The 16148-nt window shown below is 70.7% G+C and carries 11 protein-coding genes, 2 tRNA genes and 1 other RNA gene; 8 read left to right on the top strand and 6 right to left on the bottom strand.

The annotated features are described in order from the left end of the window. Positions 1-128 precede the first annotated feature (128 nt). The 5 genes from ACWDVB_RS21190 (at position 129) to ACWDVB_RS21170 (ending at position 2914) form a co-directional block, all read left to right on the top strand. Complete coding sequence (locus ACWDVB_RS21190) at positions 129-1142, top strand: ABC transporter ATP-binding protein (RefSeq protein WP_451516220.1); 1014 nt, start codon at positions 129-131, stop codon at positions 1140-1142. Further along, positions 1139-1924 (top strand): ABC transporter permease, encoded by a 786-nt coding sequence (locus ACWDVB_RS21185; protein ID WP_451516219.1) that lies wholly within the window; start codon positions 1139-1141, stop codon positions 1922-1924. Before ACWDVB_RS21190 ends, ACWDVB_RS21185 begins: the two co-directional genes overlap by 4 nt. Positions 1925-1958: 34 nt before the next feature. After that, the gene (locus ACWDVB_RS21180) at positions 1959-2210 is read left to right on the top strand and encodes a hypothetical protein (RefSeq protein WP_451516218.1); all 252 of its coding nucleotides are present in this window, start codon (positions 1959-1961) and stop codon (positions 2208-2210) included. Then, positions 2207-2815, top strand: coding sequence for a response regulator transcription factor (locus ACWDVB_RS21175; protein WP_451516217.1), 609 nt, complete (start codon positions 2207-2209; stop codon positions 2813-2815). Before ACWDVB_RS21180 ends, ACWDVB_RS21175 begins: the two co-directional genes overlap by 4 nt. A 23-nt stretch (positions 2816-2838) precedes the next feature. Further along, positions 2839-2914 (top strand) — tRNA-Gly (locus tag ACWDVB_RS21170). An 89-nt stretch (positions 2915-3003) separates the two neighbouring features. On the opposite strand, the gene ACWDVB_RS21165 is transcribed toward ACWDVB_RS21170, so the two are convergent. The 6 genes from ACWDVB_RS21165 to ffs form a co-directional block, all read right to left on the bottom strand. Next, entirely contained in the window at positions 3004-3900 is an 897-nt protein-coding gene (locus tag ACWDVB_RS21165; protein ID WP_451516216.1) for a phosphoribosylaminoimidazolesuccinocarboxamide synthase, read from the bottom strand. A 174-nt stretch (positions 3901-4074) separates the two neighbouring features. Then, positions 4075-5562, bottom strand: coding sequence for a N,N-dimethylformamidase beta subunit family domain-containing protein (locus ACWDVB_RS21160; protein WP_451516215.1), 1488 nt, complete (start codon positions 5560-5562; stop codon positions 4075-4077). A 257-nt stretch (positions 5563-5819) separates the two neighbouring features. After that, the gene (locus tag ACWDVB_RS21155) at positions 5820-8405 is read right to left on the bottom strand and encodes a hypothetical protein (RefSeq protein WP_451516214.1); all 2586 of its coding nucleotides are present in this window, start codon (positions 8403-8405) and stop codon (positions 5820-5822) included. 424 nt (positions 8406-8829) lie between these two features. Next, positions 8830-10083 (bottom strand): phosphoribosylamine--glycine ligase, encoded by a 1254-nt coding sequence (gene purD, locus ACWDVB_RS21150; RefSeq protein ID WP_451516213.1) that lies wholly within the window; start codon positions 10081-10083, stop codon positions 8830-8832. Positions 10084-10404: 321 nt separating this feature from the next. Continuing rightward, complete coding sequence (locus ACWDVB_RS21145; protein ID WP_451516212.1) at positions 10405-12630, bottom strand: DNA polymerase III subunit gamma and tau; 2226 nt, start codon at positions 12628-12630, stop codon at positions 10405-10407. A gap of 44 nt (positions 12631-12674) precedes the next feature. Then, positions 12675-12773: signal recognition particle sRNA small type (gene ffs / locus ACWDVB_RS21140), an RNA gene on the bottom strand. Positions 12774-12893: 120 nt separating this feature from the next. Between ffs and ACWDVB_RS21135 the strand changes: the two genes are divergently transcribed. From ACWDVB_RS21135 to ACWDVB_RS21125, 3 genes are all read left to right on the top strand, one after another. Further along, positions 12894-12978 (top strand) — tRNA-Ser (locus ACWDVB_RS21135). Between the two features lie 334 nt (positions 12979-13312). Further along, positions 13313-14884 carry an N-6 DNA methylase gene (locus ACWDVB_RS21130; protein ID WP_451516211.1) on the top strand — a complete coding sequence of 524 codons (1572 nt, stop codon included), beginning with the start codon at positions 13313-13315 and terminating at the stop codon, positions 14882-14884. Continuing rightward, on the top strand, positions 14850-16145 hold the full coding sequence (locus ACWDVB_RS21125; protein ID WP_451516210.1) for a restriction endonuclease subunit S: 1296 nt from the start codon (positions 14850-14852) through the stop codon (positions 16143-16145). The genes ACWDVB_RS21130 and ACWDVB_RS21125 overlap by 35 nt, the downstream gene beginning before the upstream one ends. The last annotated feature ends 3 nt before the right edge of the window (positions 16146-16148 follow it).

Below are 16148 nucleotides of genomic sequence, written 5' to 3'. Positions count from 1 at the left end.
CGGTCGATCCGACCGGGGCCTTCTTCGTGTGCGCGCTCCGTAGGTGCACGGGTGCTTCTGACATTTGTCATACGAGCCGGTGACAGCCCGCACTCCTCCCGCGTCCGGGGCCGGGAGATGCTCTTCTCATGACTGATCAAGTGATCGACGTGACGGATCTCCGGCGCGTGTACGGAGGCGGTTTCGAGGCGGTGCGGGGGATCTCCTTCGGCGTCGGCCGGGGCGAGCTGTTCGCGCTGCTCGGCACCAACGGCGCCGGCAAGACGTCCACCGTCGAACTGCTCGAAGGCCTCGCGGCACCGGCCGGCGGACGGATCCGGGTCCTCGGGCACGACCCGTACACCGAGCGGAGCGCGGTGCGGCCGCGCATCGGCGTCATGCTCCAGGAGGGCGGCTTCCCCGCCGAGTTGACGGTCGCGGAGACCGTGCGGATGTGGGCCGGGTGCACCAGCGGGGCGCGGCCCGCCGCGGAAGCCCTGGACATCGTGGGGCTCGGCAAGCGGTCGGGCGTCCGCGTGAAGCAGCTGTCCGGCGGCGAGAAGCGGCGGCTCGACCTGGCCATGGCGCTCATCGGGCGGCCCGAGGTGCTCTTCCTCGACGAGCCCACCACCGGGCTCGACGCCGAGGGGCGCCGCGAGACCTGGGAGCTGGTCCGGGAGCTGCGCGAGGGCGGCACCACCGTGCTGCTCACCACGCACTACCTCGAAGAGGCCGAGGAGCTCGCCGACCGGCTCGCGATCCTCCACGAGGGGCGGATCGCCGCCGAGGGAAGCGTCGCCGACGTGGTCGCCGCGCAGCCCTCCCACGTCTCCTTCGAACTGCCCGAGGGGTACTTCGTCGGCGACCTGCCGCCGCTCGACGAGCTCGGCGTGACCGGGCACGAGACCGTGGGGCGCCGGGTGAGGCTGCGTACGAACGAACTGCAACGGGCCGCCACAGGGCTGCTGTTGTGGGCCAGGGACGCGCGGGTCGAGCTGGGGGCGCTCGATGTGCGGGCGGCCTCGCTGGAGGAGGCGTTCCTGCGGATCGCGCGAGACGCGGAGAGCACAGAGAGCACAGAGAGCACAGAGAGCACGGGAGGCGCGGGGAACGGGGCCTCCCAGGAGGTCCCGTTCCCCGCCGAGAAGGAGATGGCGATATGAGCACGGGCACGGTGGCTGTGACGACCCCCGCGGGGCGGATGCGGGCGCTGGCACGTGCCGAGCTGACGCTGCTCGGGCGGAGCAAGGGGACGCTGTTCGCGGCGCTGTTCGTGCCGGTGGCGCTGCCGTTCAGCGTCAGCTCGGCGATGGACGAGGCCGACCTGAAGGACGTCGGGCTCTCCGTCGGCACCATGGTTTTGCCGTCCGCCATCGGCTTCTCGCTGGTCTTCGCCGTCTACGGCTCCCTGATCGGCGTCTTCGTGGCCCGGCGCGAGGAGCTCGTCCTGAAGCGGCTGCGGACCGGAGAGCTGCGGGACCACGAGATCCTGGTGGGCGCCTCGCTGCCCGCCGTCGCCATAGGCCTCGTACAGATACTGCTGCTCACGGCCGGCTGCCTCGCGCTGCTGGACGCGGGGGCGCCCGACAACGCGCTGTACCCGGTGCTCGGCGTACTGCTCGGCGTCGTGATGTTCGGGGCGCTCGCGGCCGTCACGGCGAGCTTCAGCAAGACGTCCGAGACCGCCCAGCTCATGAGCATGCCGCTGATCTTCGCCTCGATGCTGGGTTCCGGACTCACCGTGCCGCTCGAAAGCATGCCCGACACCCTCGCCTCCGTCTGCGAACTCCTTCCGCTCTCTTCGGTGATCGAACTCGTGCGCGGCGGCTGGACCGGCGGTCTCTCGGTGGTCGACGCCCTCGGCGCCACGGCCACCGCGGTGGCCTGGACGGTCGTCGCGGTGTTTGCCGTACGCCGATGGTTCCGCTGGGAACCCCGGCACTGAGAGAGGCGGTCGAGGTGGAGCGCCTGACGCCTCGGTGGCCGGTGCCGTCCCGGTGACCGGTGCCGTCCCGGTGACCGGTGAGGCAACGGCGCCCGGTGAGGCACCGGACACCGCGTCGAGCGGCGGCTCAGGGCTCGCCGGGCTGCGGGAGCGGCTCGCCTCAGTGGGCGGGACGCTGGACTCCGCCTGCGACGCGGGGCGGTTCCGCCTCACCGCGCGGGTGCCGCTGAAGCCGACCGCCACCGACAGCCCCGCCATCGAGGAACAGGAAGAAGTCCTGCTGTGAGCCTGCGCGTGCTGCTCGCCGACGACGAGCACCGCATCCGGGGCGCCCTCGCCGCGCTGCTCGCCCTGGAGGACGACCTCGCCGTCGTCGCCGAGGCGGCGACCGGCCCCGAGGCGCTCGCCATGGCGCGGGCCCACCGGCCCGACGTCGCGGTGCTCGACCTCCAGATGCCGGGCGCCGACGGTGTGAAGGTGGCCACATCCCCGCGGGACGAACTCCCGCACTGCCGGACCATGATCGTGACAAGCCATGGCAGACCGGGGCATCTCAAGCGGGCCCTCGCGGTGGGCGTGCGCGGCTTCGTACCGAAGACGGTGAGCGCGCAGCGGCTCGCCGAGATCATCCGCACCGTCCACGCCGGATATCGCTATGTGGACCCGGAGTTGGCCGCCGACGCGATCTCCGCCGGGGACTCGCCGCTGACCGCCCGCGAAGCGGAGGTGCTCGAACTCGCCGTCGACGGGGCGCCGGTCGCGGAGATCGCCGAGCGCGCCGCGCTGTCCCCCGGAACCGTCCGCAACTACCTCTCCTCGGCGGGGGCCAGGATCGGGGCGGAGAACCGTCATGCGGCGGTACGTCTCGCACGCGAGCGAGGTTGGGTATAGTTGTGCTCGCGCTTCGGCGCAGCGCGGACGTAGCTCAGTTGGTAGAGCGCAACCTTGCCAAGGTTGAGGTCGCCAGTTCGAACCTGGTCGTCCGCTCCAGATGAAAGGCCCCGGTCAATTCGACCGGGGCCTTCTTCGTGCTCCGTGCCCTGTGCTTCGGGCTCCGTGCTTCGGGCTCCGTGCTTCGGCTACCAGGGGGTGCCGGTCAGACGCTCGTACGCCTCGATGTACTTGGCGCGCGTGGCGTCCACCACGTCCTGCGGGAGCGCCGGCGGCGGCTGCTCGCTCTTGCGGTCCCAGCCCGAGGCCGGCGAGGTCAGCCAGTCCCGCACGAACTGCTTGTCGTACGACGGCTGGGCGCGGCCCGGCTCCCACTGGTCCGCGGGCCAGAAGCGCGACGAGTCGGGTGTCAGGACCTCGTCGCCGATGATCAGCGCCGTGCCGTCGAAGCCGAACTCGAACTTCGTGTCGGCGAGGATCAGGCCGCGCTCGCGCGCGATGTCCCGCGCCCGGCTGTAGACGGCGAGCGTCGACTGGCGGAGCTTGGCGGCTGTCTCCGGGCCGACCTGGCGGGCGACCTCTTCATAGCTCACGTTCTCGTCGTGCTCGCCGACCGCTGCCTTCGCGGCGGGCGTGAAGATCGGCCCGGGCAGCTCCGAGCCGTCGACCAGACCTTCGGGCAGGGCGAGGCCGCAGACGGTGCGGGAGTCGTTGTACTCCAGGAGGCCCGAGCCGGTGAGGTAGCCACGGGCCACGCACTCGACCGGGATCATCTCCAGGGACTTGCAGACGAGCGTGCGGCCCGCCCAGTCGGCGGGGGCGCCCTGCGGCAGGTCGGTGGAGATGACGTGGTTCGGGACGAGGTCCGCGAGCTGGTCGAACCACCACAGGGAGAGCTGGGTGAGGACGCGGCCCTTGTCGGGGATCTCCGAGGGCAGCACCCAGTCATAGGCGGAGAGCCGGTCACTGGCGACCATGACCAGGTCGCCCGCTTCGTTCTGGTACAGCTCGCGCACCTTGCCGGTGTGGAGGTGCACCAGGCCCGGGATTTGAAGCGGCTCGGGCTTTTCTACGAATCCGGACACGGTTCCCTCCAGTGGTTCTGGCCAAGTTGGGGTTGATTCTCCCGTATCGGAGGCGTGGTCTTGGCCAGGGGATGGGTGGAGCGGGGCGAACGCCGGGTGGCGAGGGCCTCGGGGGGTCTCGGGCATTTCGGGGGTCACAGGGGTCGCGGGGGTCGCGGGGGCGCGTCGCGTTGATCAGTCCCGCTTGCAGATGCGGTCCAGGAGGTTGGCCGTGGCGCGCTGGACGCGGGTGTCCACGTGACCCGGACGGTCGAGCGCCGGGGACCAGGCGAAGGTGCCGGATGCGAAGACGAGGGCTCCCGAGGGAGCGCGGTAGAGCGACGACTCCTGGTGGCGGGTGACGCCCTCCGCGTCCGCGTACGGCGAGTGGGCGAGCAGGATGCGGCCCTGGTGCTCGGGGAGCGCCGTCCGCGGGTAGTAGCGGTCGGCCTCGCCCGCGACCAGGCCCGCGATCTCGTCGCCCTCGTGCGCGCCCGTCGCCTCCCACAGCCAGTGCTCGGCGTTGCGGACGACGAGGGGGTGCGGCTCGGGGACGCGGCCCGCGTACTGGATGCCGAGCAGCTGCTGTTCCGGTGTCTTGCCGCCGTCCCGCTCACGCCAGAGGGCGGGCCTGCCGGGGCCGTGGCGCTTGCGGCAGGTCAGCAGGCGGTCCGGGACGCCGGACGGGGAGGGGCCCAGCTCCACCTGCCAGTACATGGTGTTGGCGGAGAGGAAGACGAGGGAGGTGCCGCCGTCGCGGGCCAGCTCCGTGGTGCGGCGCATGGCCGGTGACCAGTACTCGTCGTGGCCCGGGAAGACCAGGCCCCGGTAGCGGCTCGGGTCGACGCGGCCGGCGTGCAGGTCGCGGGCGTCGGCGTACGCCAGGTCGTAGCCGTACCGCTCGGCCCAGCGGATGAAGTCGTAGGCGTGGCCCACGTGCAGGGGCAGACCCGCGCCCGCGTACGGGCGGTCGAAGGAGACCGTCACGGCCGCCTCGCTCTCGCCGAGGAGGCGGCCCTGCTCGTCCCACGCGTGGTAGAGGCTGGCGCCCGTGCGGCCGTCCTCCGGGTAGAGGTTGTACGCCTGCCACGTCACGTCCGGCAGGAGGAGCAGGAGGTCGGCGGGGTGGTTGTCGCGGACCGTGAAGGGCACGTGCGAACGGTATCCGTCGTCGGTGGTGAGCACCGCCACGTACGCCCCGATGCTCCAGTAGCTCGGGATCTGCAGGCGCCAGGAGAGCCACCAGTGGTGACAGGAGACCGTGCGGTCCGCGGTGAGCGGGGGCGGCTGGACGATGCCGGACAGACGGGGACTGGTCGTGATCTTCCTGGCGCCGTCCCCTCCGTAGTGCCCGATGCGGTAGATGTCGACGCTGAACTGCTGGGGCGGGTCGACCGTGACGTGGAAGTCGATCGCCTCGCCCGGGGCGGCGGCGCCGGTGGAGGTGAAGCCCTTGATCTGGCGGCGCACGTCATCGGCGGTCTTGGGGCCGCCGGTGCGGGGCGCCGGGATGTTCGCGCCCGGGGCCGGGGCGTGGTCGACGTACCAGGGCACGACTTTTCCGGTGCCGTCGAAGTAGTGCTCGGATCCTCGAAGCCAGGGCAGCGGGCCCTGACCGAAGGGGTCCGACACGGCGTGCGCCAGCGCGCCCGATTCCCAGCGGCGGATCGGCTCCTGCCCCATGTCTTCCCCTCCCACGCTCCCCTGAGCCTGCGGCACCGACGGTACGTACGGCTCGGCGACCGCTCCCAGCACATCACATTACGCACGCGCTCCGTCACCGTTCGTCGTTAATTGACGGGAGCGGGAGGGGAGTTCCGGGTGGGCGGGGCCGTTTGGTGGGGCACCGGTGCCGGGCGTCAGATGTCGGATGTCGGATTCGGATGTCCGGCGTTGGGCCTCGGACGCCGGACCCCGGATGCGGGGATTCAGGACCGGGGTCAGACCAGGCGGACCGGCTTCTCCTGGCGGACGCCCAGGCGGGTGAGCCACTCGCGCAGGGCGGACGGGTCGCCGTGCTCGACGAGACGCAGGACCCGCGGCGCGAGATCCGCCGCCCGCTCGCCGTCGACCAGCAGGGCCGGACCGTCGAGCCAGTCGAGGCCGGGCACGGCTCCGGCCGTGTCGACAGCCGCGCAGCACACCATCGCCGTGACGTGGTCCGCGAGCAGTTCGCGGCCGGTACGCGGCGGCTGGAGCGGGAACAGCGGCAGCGCGCCGTCGTCCCACAACGCCTCGTCAGGCCCCTGCCCCGCAGGAGCCGGACGGGGCGGCGCCGCGGCCTCCTCCCGCGCCAGCTCGGCACTGAGACCGGCGGCGAGGATGCCGCTGGGGCCTTCGTCGTGGGGGTCGGGGTCGTCGGGGTCGGGGTCATCGGCGTCATCGGCGTCATCGGGGTCAATGTCGGCGTCGACGCCGTGGGGGGCCATGCCGACGGGGGCCATGCCGTGGGGGGCCATGCCGTGGGGGGCCATGCCGTGGGCTTCGGAGTCGCGGACAGCGGCTTCATGGGCGTCGGCGTCGCGGGCAGCGGCTTCATGGGCGTCGGCGTCGCGGGCAGTAGCGTCATGGGCGGCAGCGTCATGGACGGCGGCGGCACGGTGGCCTTCAGGGTGGCGACCGTAGACGTCACGGGCGCCGGGGTCGTCCGCGACGGCGTCATGGGCGGCGGCGTCGCGGGCAGCAGCGGCGCAGTGGCCTTCGAGGTCGCGGCCGTCGGTGTCCCAGGCGCCGGGATCGTCCGCGGCGGCGTCATGGGCGCCCGCATCTGGAGCAGCGGCAGCGCGGTGGCCGTCCGGGTCGCGGCCGTCGGTTTCACGCTCGCCAGCGTCGTACGCAGCTGCGTCATGGGCGGCGGCATCGCGGGCAGCAGCGGCACGGTGGCCTTCAAGGTCGCGGCCGTCGGTTTCACGCTCCCCACCGTCGTACGCAGCTGCGTCATGGGCGGCGGCATCGCGGGCGCCAGCGGCACGGTGGCCTTCGAGGTCGCGGCCGTCCGTGTCACGGGCGTCGGAGTCCCGCGCGTCAGCGGCACGCGGGTCAGCGGCACACGGCGTGTCAGCAGCGGGGCCAGCGGCGTCGTAGGCACCAGCCGTACGGGCGCCAGCGGCGTCGTAGGAGCCGGCGGCGTGCGCTACCGCTTCCGCTTCCGCTTCCGCTTCCGGGGGTGTTGAGGCCTCGTACGCCACGGAGTGGCTCGTCAGGTGGTCCAGGACTCGGGCCAGGGTCGCGCCCTCGGGGTCAGGGGCCGTCGGGTCGGCTGAGTGGTCGGTGTCCAGGGAGTCCAGGACACGGTGCAGGCGGGCCGCGTCCATGCGCCACTTGCGGTCCACGACCTCGTCCGGATACTCCTGCCAGGCCACCGGCGCCCAGTCCGGACTCTGCTCGGCGGGGCCGCCGTGGAAGAGGCGGGCGGCGAGCAGCGACGCCGCCTCGTCCACCGAACCGGGCTCCTCCAGGAGGTCACAGGCGGGACGCTCCCCCAGGCGCGAGGCGAAGCCCTCCGCCAGGCGGTCCCTGCGGGACAGTTCCGTGAGCGCGGAGACCACGCCCGCGTCGAGCCGGGAGGGCCAGCGGCCCATGCGCCAGGCGGGCAGCGCGACCCGGGTGAGCAGCCGGTCCCAGCCGGCGTACGCCAGGCCGACCTGCTCCTGGGCGACGATCCGCACCCCGTAGTCGACGGTCTGGGCGCGCTCGGCGGCGGCCGCGGCGACGCCCCGCTCCATCTCGGCGGCGTGCACCCGGCAGTTGCGCAGGAGCAGCCGGGCGATCCAGCCGACGCCGCCGAGCACCGTACGGGTCACGGGGCCGCGACCGGGGGCCGAGGCGACCGCGACCGCGGCGTCGAGCCCGCGCACGAAGCGCCGGGCGGCCGCTATGTCGGGGTGCGCGGAGGGCCCCGTGCCCGCCACGACAGGGGCGAGCACCGCGCGCAGCTCGCCGACCCGCATCCACCACAGGAACGGGGAGCCGATCACGAGTACGGGCGCGGTGGAGGGCGGGCGCTCCGGGGCTGAGGCGGAGGCGTCACGCACGCCGTCGGGGGCCTCGCCACTCGTGGCCCCCGAGGCGCCTCGGGCCCCGGAGGTGCCCCGGGCCCGCGCGGGCGGCCCGTGCGCCGGATGGGTGCGGTCCTCCAGCCAGCTGTCGCAGTCGGGAGTGAGCGCTATCGCCGAGGGCGCGGGCACGTCCAGACGGTCGGCGAGATCACGGACCAGGCGGTACAGATCAGGGGCGGACTCCTCGGCGATCGGGACCGTCGGGCTCAGGGCGGGCCTGGCCCGGGCGACGACCAGCGCGACGCCCGCCGCGGCGAGCAGCACCAGCAGGGCGAGCGCCGTCACGATCCAGCGCACGACGTCCCAACTCCCACCGCCGATATGCCCCGTGACCCTGCCCGCGAGCAGCACGACGGCGGCGGCCGCGGGCAGCAGGGCGACGGCCAGCGCCCGGCTGCGCAGACGCAGCACGGCGAGGGCCCGGGAGCGCGCGGCCTGCGCGCCGACCTCCACACCCGTACCTGACACGACCGATGGCACCCCCTGCTGCCTACTGCTCGGCCGCCGGCCGGGGCCGACGGCGCTCATCAATGGCGTTGGTGTTGCTCACTCCCCCACTGTGGCACCCGCCGCTGACAGCGCAATGCCGGTGGTCTGTTTGGCTCTGGACGTCCTGAACACCTGCGCCGCACCCTAGTTGGGGTCCCGGTCGTCGTCAGCCGGATGGGGCAGCGGTCACTCGATGGAATGGCTTTGGCTAAAGGTGGCTGCCGAAAAGGCCCCGGATCCAGTGTCAGATCCGGGGCCTGAGGGGAAATGAGGGGTGGTATGAGCGGAGATGTGAGGGGGGGGCGTCTGAAGTCGGCTAAAAGTCACGCACGAGCGAGGCACGTACGAGCGAGGCACGTACGAGCGAGGCACGTACGAGCGAGGCACGTACGAGCGATCCTGGTCACGCCTCCGCGGCCGCCTTCGCCGCGATGTCCGTGCGGTGCTGCGCGCCGTCGAGGCGGATGCGGGTCAACGCGGCGTACGCGCGTTCGCGGGCCTCGGTGAGGTCGGCGCCGGTGGCCGTCACGGACAGCACACGGCCGCCCGCGCTGACGACGGCGTCGCCGTCCTGCCTGGTCCCGGCGTGCAGAACGTACGCGTGAGGCGCATCCTTCGCCGCGACCTCGTCGAGCCCCTCGATGGGGTCACCCGTGCGAGGCGTACCGGGGTAGTTGTGCGAGGCGACGACCACGGTCACCGCGGCCTCGTCGCTCCAGCGCAGCGGGGGCAGGTCGGCGAGGTTGCCGGTCGCCGCGGCGAGGAGGAGCCCGGCGAGCGGGGTCTTCAGGCGGGCCAGGACCACCTGGGTCTCGGGGTCGCCGAAACGGGCGTTGAACTCGATGACGCGTACGCCGCGACCGGTGATCGCGAGGCCCGCGTACAGGAGTCCGGTGAACGGGGTGCCGCGGCGGCGCAGCTCGTCGACGGTCGGCTGGAGCACGCTCTGCATGACGTCGTCGACCAGCTTCGGGTCGGCCCACGGGAGGGGCGAGTACGCGCCCATGCCGCCCGTGTTCGGGCCCTCGTCGCCGTCGAACGCGCGCTTGAAGTCCTGGGCGGGCCGCAGCGGCACGACCGTCTCGCCGTCGGTGATCGCGAAGAGGGAAACCTCGGGGCCGTCCAGAAACTCCTCGATGACCACGCGGTCGCAGGCGAGGGCGTGCTCGCGGGCCGCCTCGATGTCGTCGGTGACGACGACGCCCTTGCCGGCGGCGAGCCCGTCGTCCTTGACGACGTACGGCGCTCCGAAGGCGTCGAGCGCCTCGTCGACCTCCTCCGCGGTCGTACAGACGTACGACCGGGCGGTCGGCACGCTCGCGCCCGCCATGACGTCCTTGGCGAACGCCTTGGAACCCTCCAGCCGGGCGGCCTCCTGGGACGGGCCGAAGCAGGGGATGCCCGCGGCGCGTACGGCGTCGGCGACACCGGCGACGAGCGGGGCCTCCGGACCCACGACGACGAGCCCGGCGCCCAGCCGCTGGGCGAGGGACGCCACGGCGGCGCCGTCGAGGGCGTCGACCTGGTGCGTCTCCGCCACTTCTGCGGTGCCGGCGTTGCCGGGGGCGCAGTGCAGCTCGGAAACGTCGGGGTCGAGGGACAGAGAGCGGCACAGGGCGTGTTCGCGGGCACCACTGCCGATGACGAGGACCTTCACGGTGGTCAGCCTAGCCCGCGGGGCGGGATGGGTTTGTACGGGCCACCAGGTCTGGCTCCGGAGCCTCTTGTACGTTTCTCCAGTCGGCCTGGGCTGAGCCGCCTGCCCCGGTGCGCCGCCCCCGCCCCGAACCGCAGCTCCGCGGCGGACATCTCCCACCCACCCGTTTGCCCGGCGATTCAAGGGGCCGTCCCGGGCTGCCGCCCCGGGCTAGTCGATCGGGTACTCGCCAGCCGCTGCCTTCCCGCCCAGTTCTCGGACGATCAGGGCGCGCCCGCCGAGGCCCGTGCGCCCGGCAATCCCCGGGCGGGACCAGCCCAGTTAATCGTTCGGGTACTCGTCGACCACCGTCGCGCCCAGTTCTCTGACGATCAGGTCGTGGCCGGAGAGGGCCGATTCGACCAGGTCCGGGTCGTCGTCCTCGGGGACGTCGTCCTCGGGGGAGACGTGTTCCGGGGCGGGGGCCGAGCGGCGGGGCGGGGTCGGGTCCGGTGGGGGCGGGGTCGGGGCGGCCGGGGGCGGGGTGGGCTGCTGCGGCGGGGTCGGGGGGCGCGGGGCGGTGCCGCCGAAGTTGGCCGCGGCCGGCGGGGGCGCGGAGCCGCCGGACGGGTCGACGATCGCCTCGACCTTCCACTGCACGCCGAACTGCTCGGACAGCGCCTGCCGCAGCACGTCCTCGCTGCCGCTGCTGGCGAAGTTGTCCCTCGCCCCCGCGTTGACGAAGCCGATCTGGAGCGTCGTGCCGTCGAAGCCCGCCACCTGGGCGTTCTGGCTGAGCAGGATCCAGGTGAAGCGGCGGCGGTTCTTCACCGCCTCGAGGATGTTCGGCCAGAGGCTGCGCGGGTCGGGCCCGCCGACGGGGGCCGCCTGGGGGGCCATGGGCGCCGGGGCCGGTGCAGCCGCCGGGGCGGAAGTCTGCGCGGCCGGGGCCGAGGCGGGGGCTCCGCTGCCCGTGGGCGCCGCGGTGGGCCAGCCGCCCGGACGCGACGCTGCCTCAGAGGCAGGAGCAGGAGTGGAAGCGGGAGGGGGAGTCGCGGGTGGGGCCGCCGGGCCGCTGCCGGGGGCCGAAGTCGTCGGCCAGCCACCGGGCCGCCGCTCATCCGCAGGAGCGGCAGGCGAAGCGGCGGGGGGCGCTGCCTGAGGGGTCGGCGCCGCAGCTGCGGCCGGTGCGGCCCCTTCCGGCACCGGGCCGGGGCCACCCTGCGGCGCCCCCGCCCCCCGTACAGCCGCACGCACGGCGGCGGGCCCGCCCCCCGGAGGCACCGCAGACACCTGAGAGAGAGAGGCCGGAGGCATCTGCGGGACCGGCGCGGTGCCGCCCGCATGGGCCTCCGGCCCGGGGGCGTAGGCCATCGCGGGGCCGGGGCCCTGGCCGCCCGGGACGAAGTTCCCGCCGCGCTCCAGGCGGTCGAGGCGGGCCATGACGGAGCGCTCGTCGTCGTACGCCGCGGGGAGCAGCACGCGCGCGCAGATCAGTTCCAGCTGGAGCCGCGGCGAGGTGGCGCCGCGCATTTCGGTCAGGCCCTCGTTGACGATGTCGGCGGCGCGGCTGAGCTCGGCGCCTCCGAAGACGCCGGCCTGCGCCTGCATCCGCTCGACGACGTCGGCTGGGGCGTCGATGAGCCCCTTCTCGGCGGCGTCCGGCACGGCCGCGAGGATCACCAAGTCGCGCAGCCGCTCCAGGAGGTCGGCGACGAAGCGCCGCGGGTCGTTGCCGCCCTCGATGACGCGGTCCACGACCTCGAACGCCGCCGCCCCGTCCCCGGAGGCGAAGGCCTCGATCACGGAGTCCAGCAGCGAACCGTCCGTGTACCCGAGCAGGGACGTCGCCATGGCGTACGTCACACCCGCCTCGGCCGCACTGGCGAGCAGCTGGTCCATGACGGACATCGAGTCACGCACCGATCCGGCGCCGGCGCGCACGACCAGCGGCAGCACGCCTTCCTCGACGGCCATCTCCTCGCGGCCGCAGACCTCCGCCAGGTACTCACGAAGGGTGCCGGGGGGCACGAGGCGGAACGGATAGTGGTGCGTACGCGACCGGATCGTGCCGATGACCTTCTCGGGCTCGGTCGTCGCGAAGATGAACTTGAGGTGCTCCGGGGGCTCCTCGACCACCTTCAGCAGGGCGTTGAACCCCGCCGATGTGACCATGTGGGCCTCGTCGATGATGTAGATCTTGTACCGGCTCGACGCGGGGCCGAAGAAGGCCTTCTCGCGCAGGTCACGGGCGTCGTCCACGCCACCGTGCGACGCGGCGTCGATCTCGATGACGTCGATCGATCCCGGGCCGTTCCTCGCCAGGTCGCGGCAGGACTGGCACTCGCCGCAGGGCGTGGGAGTGGGACCCTGCTCACAGTTGAGACAGCGAGCCAGGATGCGCGCGCTCGTCGTCTTGCCGCAGCCGCGCGGGCCACTGAACAGGTACGCGTGATTGACCCGGTTGTTCCGCAGCGCCTGCTGCAGCGGGTCTGTCACATGCTCCTGCCCGATGACCTCGGCGAACGACTCCGGGCGATAACGGCGGTACAACGCGAGAGACGACACGCATACGAGGTTATAGGCGACCACTGACAACCCGGACCGCCCCAACGCAAAGCGCCCCCCACGCACCCGCCAGAGCCGACCTACCCTTGCTGCCTTCCGGCCCTGGGGGAGTTCAGTCAGATAGCGCCACGTGAGGGGCTGAGCCCCACCCTAGCGGATCCCCGGGGCCGCGAGCGACGCCGGGAGCCACCCTCCCGCCCCCGGAGAGCCACCACCGGGATCGTGTTCGCGAGCACTCCCCAACGTCTTGTATTGTTTGCGGCGGAGGATTCGCCTAGTGGCCTAGGGCGCACGCTTGGAAAGCGTGTTGGGGGCAACCCCTCACGAGTTCGAATCTCGTATCCTCCGCACTCGCCCATCAGGGCAGACGAAGGCCCCGACCGGTTTCCGGTCGGGGCCTTCGTCGTTGCGTGGTCTCAGTTCTGGTCTCAGTTGAACTGGGCGGACAGTCGTGACCGGCTACGGACAGGCTCCATCCGAGCTCTGCCGCACCGGTTCCTAGACGTCCGCGTAGGACACCAAGTGAACGCGCACGGCCTCCAGCCCCAGCCGGCTCCCTGAATCCGGCCAGCAGAAGAGCTCGACCACAGCCTCACTGTCAGAGGGACGAAATAGGATGCCGCGCGAAGGCTCCACGGCCCTGAGATCGACACCCGGACACGAGCAAGGACACCCCCAACTGATGGCAGTGACCCAGCAGGAGATCGAGAGCCGGTTGTGGAACGCCGCCGACGAGCTGCGCGTGGCGATGCCCGAAGCGCAGTACTCCTCGGTGATCTTCCCTCTGATGTTCTGGAAGTACCTGTCAGATACCTGGGAGCACACGCACCAGATCTTCCTCAAGGAGAACGAGACTCTCGGCCTCACAGCCGAGGAAGCCGACGAGGTCGAGTACAGCAACTACCAGACGTTCAAGATCCCCTTCATCTTCCCTGGGACCGTCGCCGAGAGTCGTGCCTCTTGGTCATCCATCCTCGCCACCGTCGCCCAGCACGGACTCGGCCAGCGGGTTCGCGCTTCCCTCCAGGCCATCGAGTCGGCCAACCCTGACAAGTTCTCCCGTCTGTTCGGCTCCATGACCTGGACGTCCGAAGCGGCGCTGCCGGGGGAGGTTCTGGCGTCGGTCATGCGGACGATGGACCGCGCCCCCAAGATGCACGAGGGCAATATGTCCCACGACGTGCTCGGGGGAGCGTACGAGTACCTGCTCAAGCGGTTCTCGGACGGGTCCGGTACCCGTGCTGGCCAGTTCTTCACGCCGCGCGAGGTCGTCGAGCTGATCGTCGAGCTACTCGACCCCAGCAATCACGAGTCGGTGTACGACCCAACCTGCGGATCAGGCGGCATGCTCATCGCCTCCGCTAACCTGCTGAAAGCCCGCGGCGGTCGTGGTTACACGCTCAGCCTGAATGGGCAAGAGGCCGTAACAGACACTGCGGGTGTGGCCCGCATGAATCTCTTCATGCACAATCTGACCGAGTTCAAGGTAGAGGTCGGCGACACCCTGAGGGATCCGCGCTTCAAGAAGTCAGACGGGTCTGTCAAGCAATTCGACATGATCGTCGCCAATCCGCCCTACAGCCTGAAGTGGAAGCCCTGGACCAACGATCCGCGTGCCATCGGAGGGGTTGCCCCACAGTCATCGGCAGACTGGGCGTTCGTCCAGCACATGGTGGCCAGCATGGCCCCAAAGAAGGGCCGTGCAGGCATCGTCTTGCCTCATGGTGTCCTCTTCCGTGGAGGCCAGGAAGCAGCCATCCGTCAGCGCGTCCTGAACGAGGACCTCCTCGAGGCCGTGATCGGACTTCCGGCCAACCTCTTCTACAACACCGGCATCCCAACCTGCGTCTTGATCTTCCGCTCCCCCGGCACCAAGATTCCTGAACGGCAGGGTGGCGTGCTCTTCATCGACGCCTCCAAGCGGTTTTCTCATGCCAAGAAGCGCAATGTGCTCGGCGAGGCAGACATTGCCGACGTAGTTACGGCGTACCACTCAAGCTTTGACGCCGACGGCAGCCTAGCCGAACCCGACGGAGACGGCCGCTTGACCGCGCGTTTCGTTTCCTTGACGGAGATCGTTGAGAACGGATACGACCTGAACATCGGCCGTTACATCAAGCGAGTTGCTGGCGAGGCCGAAGACCTCGGAACCCTCATCGACACCTACAATGTCGCCCGCGCCGAACGACGCCGCGCCGAAGAGAAGATGGTGACGGTGCTTGCTGCCGCCGGAATCGGCGGATTCGATGAGTGATTGGCAGCAGATCACATTCGAACCGCTCTCCCCGGTGGACAACTCCAAGCCGGAGACAGCTGCAGAAGAGTCTACTGCGACGAATAGTTGGCAACAGGTCACCCTCGGGCGACTCTTCTCGGCGGATAATTCCAAGCTCGGGGTACACACAGACGAGCCAACTGTGATGAGTCTATCCAAACACCATGGGTTCATCCGTGCCATTGACTACTTCGACAAGCGAATCGCGTCGGAGAAGCTCGATGGCTACAAGACCGTCGATCCAGGGGAGTGGGCATACTCCACCATCCACATCGACGAAGGGTCTATCGCTCGGAATAACCTGGGCGAGGCCGGAGTCATTAGCCCCATGTACACCACACTCAGGTGGCGGGGGGAAGGTGTGGCACTGCCGGAGTACGCAGAACTGTTGGTCCGTAGCCCTCGAATGTTGGCCGAATACGTCAACAATGCGCAGGGCAGCGTAAACCGTAGGCGCAGTTTGCCTTTCAAGGCGTTCAGTGCAATCCCGATTGTCCTCCCGCCGCTGTCAGCGCAGGAACGGATCGTCGAGATCATCGATGCGGTGGACGACCAGATCACCGCACTCGACACCGAGGCCGAGGCAATGGAGGGCGTGTATCAAGGATTCCTCCTCTCACTCGGCGTGCGCTTCGGTGAAGTCAAAATCAGCGAAGTGGTATCCCGGGCTTTCGCTGGAGGAACCCCCCTGCGAAGCAAGCCCGAGTTCTACGGAGGCACCATCCCGTGGCTTAAGTCGGGCGAGGTCGAGAGCGACAGTATCGTCACGGCATCAGAGTTCATCACTGAGGCGGGACTGCAAGGCAGCAGCGCGAAGATGGTGCCACCAGGCGCCACCGTCGTAGCGATGTACGGCCAAGGCGATACCAAGGGCCGAGCAGGATTCGTGGAAGCGTCCATCTCCACGAACCAGGCGGTACTCGCCCTTGTCCCGAACGAGAGTGTGGTCCTGCCGCGGTTCCTGCTCCACGCAGTCAGATCAAAGACTGACGAACTTCGCCATCGTGCGGTCGGTTCGTCACAGCCAAATCTAAGCAAGGGGCTGGTACTGACCCAGACCATCCCGATGCCCGACTCGCTCGCCGATCAGGAGCAGGCACTGGTTGCTATCGACTGTGTACGGGCAACCCAGGCCGCAACCCGTACCGAAGCTAGCCGTCTGCGCGAGGTTCGTCCGTCGCTGCTTAGCAGTCTGCTAGATGGCACGATCAACATCGAGTCCGTCGAGTTGGAGGTCTAAGCC

This window comes from Streptomyces sp. NPDC003379 (genome assembly GCF_053589195.1).
The sequence above is the reverse complement of the archived record's forward strand: the minus strand, read 5'-3'. Positions and strand labels throughout refer to the sequence as shown.